Origin of the sequence: Paraburkholderia sp. BR14320, from assembly GCF_040948665.1 — a bacterium.
Lineage (GTDB): Bacteria > Pseudomonadota > Gammaproteobacteria > Burkholderiales > Burkholderiaceae > Paraburkholderia > Paraburkholderia youngii.
This window is the reverse complement of the sequence record NZ_JBFPKG010000161.1, coordinates 1-2,449: the sequence shown is the minus strand read 5'-3', so window position 1 is coordinate 2,449 and position 2,449 is coordinate 1. Positions and strand designations below refer to the sequence as shown.

1 protein-coding gene and 1 pseudogene are annotated in these 2,449 nt (G+C 51.2%); both read right to left on the bottom strand.

What is annotated here, in order from left to right; genetic code table 11:
- Window positions 1-127 precede the first annotated feature (127 nt).
- Window positions 128-657 (bottom strand): annotated as a pseudogene (locus AB3X89_RS39455) (IS6 family transposase); the annotation flags it as partial.
- Window positions 658-762: 105 nt separating this feature from the next.
- Window positions 763-2,082: a hypothetical protein gene (locus tag AB3X89_RS39450; protein ID WP_368587969.1), complete on the bottom strand. Its 1,320-nt coding sequence runs from the start codon at window positions 2,080-2,082 to the stop codon at window positions 763-765.
- Window positions 2,083-2,449 lie beyond the last annotated feature (367 nt).

The following is a 2,449-nucleotide window of genomic DNA, read 5'->3' as shown; positions in this document are numbered from 1 at the left end:
AGCAGCGCGAGGGCGTGATTATCGCGAACCTCGTGAATCTGTGGAACAGCTTCGGCAAGGCCGTTTGCGTCAAAAAGCTCTAGTTGCCTCCGCAACCAACTGCGGGCCTACCCTGCTGAACAAAGCCCTGTTCGATCAGATTATTGAGATACTTCGAAGAGCGCACCTTCGTGTCCTCGGGAAGCAGGCCGTCAATTTTCATCTCACGCACGGCCCGTTGCGACGCGGCATACCCATCGAGGGTGACCGTCTCCGGTGGCCGGCCTTGATGTTTGACCGCCTTGCCGAAAAAGGCTTTTGCCGCGGCCACATCGCGCTTTACCCTGAGCATGAAGTCTACCGTCTGGCCGTCCCGATCCACCGCCCGATATAGACAAACCCATTTGCCCCGGATCTTCAGGTACGTCTCGTCACCCCCCACGACCGTCCCGCAGACGTGGCAAAATGGTTCCAGCGCTTGACGAACTCGGGCGTATAGCGGCGCACCCAACGCAGAATCGTCGTGTGAGCCAGCGACAACCCTCGCTCAGCCATCATCTCGACGAGATCGCGCAGGCTGAGTTTCTAGCGCAGATACCAGCGCGCACAAAGAATGATCACCTCACGGTCAAAATGACGGCCGGCGAATAGCCCGTCCAGACTCTTCAGCTTGTTCATCGCAGCTCCTCCTGCAAATCTCCCAACACCAATTCGGCCTCAAAGCTCTGCCACGCAAGGCCTCCGAATTGATCAGGCTCGACTATTTAATAAGGATAACTACTGTTACCGGTACGCGTATAGTCTACGTTCGTCAACTTGACAAAGCCCATCAGAGACAAACAGATCGTCTCGCGAATGCATCCACAATGGCTGACTTGACGAGCGCTTCAAGCGATGAATATTCTCCGAATCACTCGATACAGTAACTCCTTTGAGATTCTGAAATTCCGCGATGCTCCTACCCGGATCCCTGAATATTTTCCCATCGTACGTGACCTGGCGCTCCAAAATAATGTCATCGATCTTTTTCCCCGACGAAAAGCCATCTATTAATTCGTCAAGCGTAAACGACTTCGCCTTCTCCAGAGGATGCAACCCCTGATTGGCGCGAATATGCAGGTGAAGCGTGGTCGTGCTGTCTGGATAGGGAAAATGGAAATACAAATCAACATCATCATGCTCGTCGACGCCATATTGTGCTTGCAAATGATGGAGCGCCTTATCCCTGAGACTTTTCAGTAAGGGGATGTGACTTCGATTAAGGTCCAGGATACTGGCCAGATACTCGCCCCCGTTTCTTAATTCGCCTATTCTTTGAGGCTCGCTATTCAACGCGAGATTTTCTAAGACATCGGTGTTTTGCTCCCCCTTGACATAGGTCGTTTGAAGCTTCTTTAATATAGGCCTATCTATAGGCTTGTCAGCGCGATGATCAGACAGCTCCTCTAGCAGCTGGAGGGATTCACCTTTGAGGCAGTTTAAGTGTGGGTGAATGAACCAACCGCACAGCATAACGGCTTCATTCTTCAATTTTTGTGCCCGTGGATTTTTAAGTGCCTGAAAAGTCGGGTCATGACTTGTGTTATGCACAATTAAAAACCGTTCATCTTTTAAATATGGGTAAAGATGCGGCGTCATTGTTATTTGCTTTAGGTGAGGATTTGCAGTGTTGAGACTAAGCAAGTCGTAGAGGAAGGGCGGCACGCCGTGTACCATGTCGTATTTTCTGCGGAGACTGTCTAGCCCAGTCGGAGTAAAGGAAAAAGAGGTGCCCTGTGAGCGTTGGAAGGGGAAAATATACCTCTGAGGTATGGGGTAAAAATGGCCGTTCCTGCCTTGTATATGAAGTGCGTCTTTCTGCTCGACAAAAACTCTCTTTTCACCCGTGTAAGGCGAGACATCAGACTCGACTCTTATCCTAGCATTAGGCCGAGGCGATAATCCCGAACGGGAGGAGGGGGGCAACCCAGAAAGTCGGCGGTCTGCTGATGTTGATGGCCTGTTCGCAAATTCTGCCGTGTTGTCTGGTCCAGCCTCCTTCTCAACTGAGCAATACAATTCGGGATCGAAACTGCCGCCCTGACCAATGTGCTTGAGGTCCATTTCCGTTTCTCCCAGTTAGAAATTACACAATATCTCGAGGCCGCCCTTCTCGAAACGGAGGCGCGAAGTTTTTGATTCGTGCGCGAACCGGCTCTGATGTGATGGGCGGCTCAGGTGCAAATAGCGCGGGTACGAATCGGTTAAGGTGTCGGGCTGAACGAATTGAGAACCGACGATGAGCAAGCTGAGTTGTGGTGCAAATAGGGTTCTGTTGCAGTAAGGGTGTCGGGACGAGAAATGTGGTTCTGTTGCAGTAAGGGTGTCGGGACGAGAAATGTCGATATGATAAGTATTGCTTATGACACAAGGGAGTAAAACTGCTGGGAAGCAGACGACGGGTCTTTGCCCGCACATTTCATCTGTCCTT

Coding starts and splice junctions, on each gene's coding strand:
- AB3X89_RS39450 (WP_368587969.1), bottom strand. CDS start 2,082: ATGGACCTCAAGCACATTGGTCAGGGCGGCAGTTTCGATCCCGAATTG.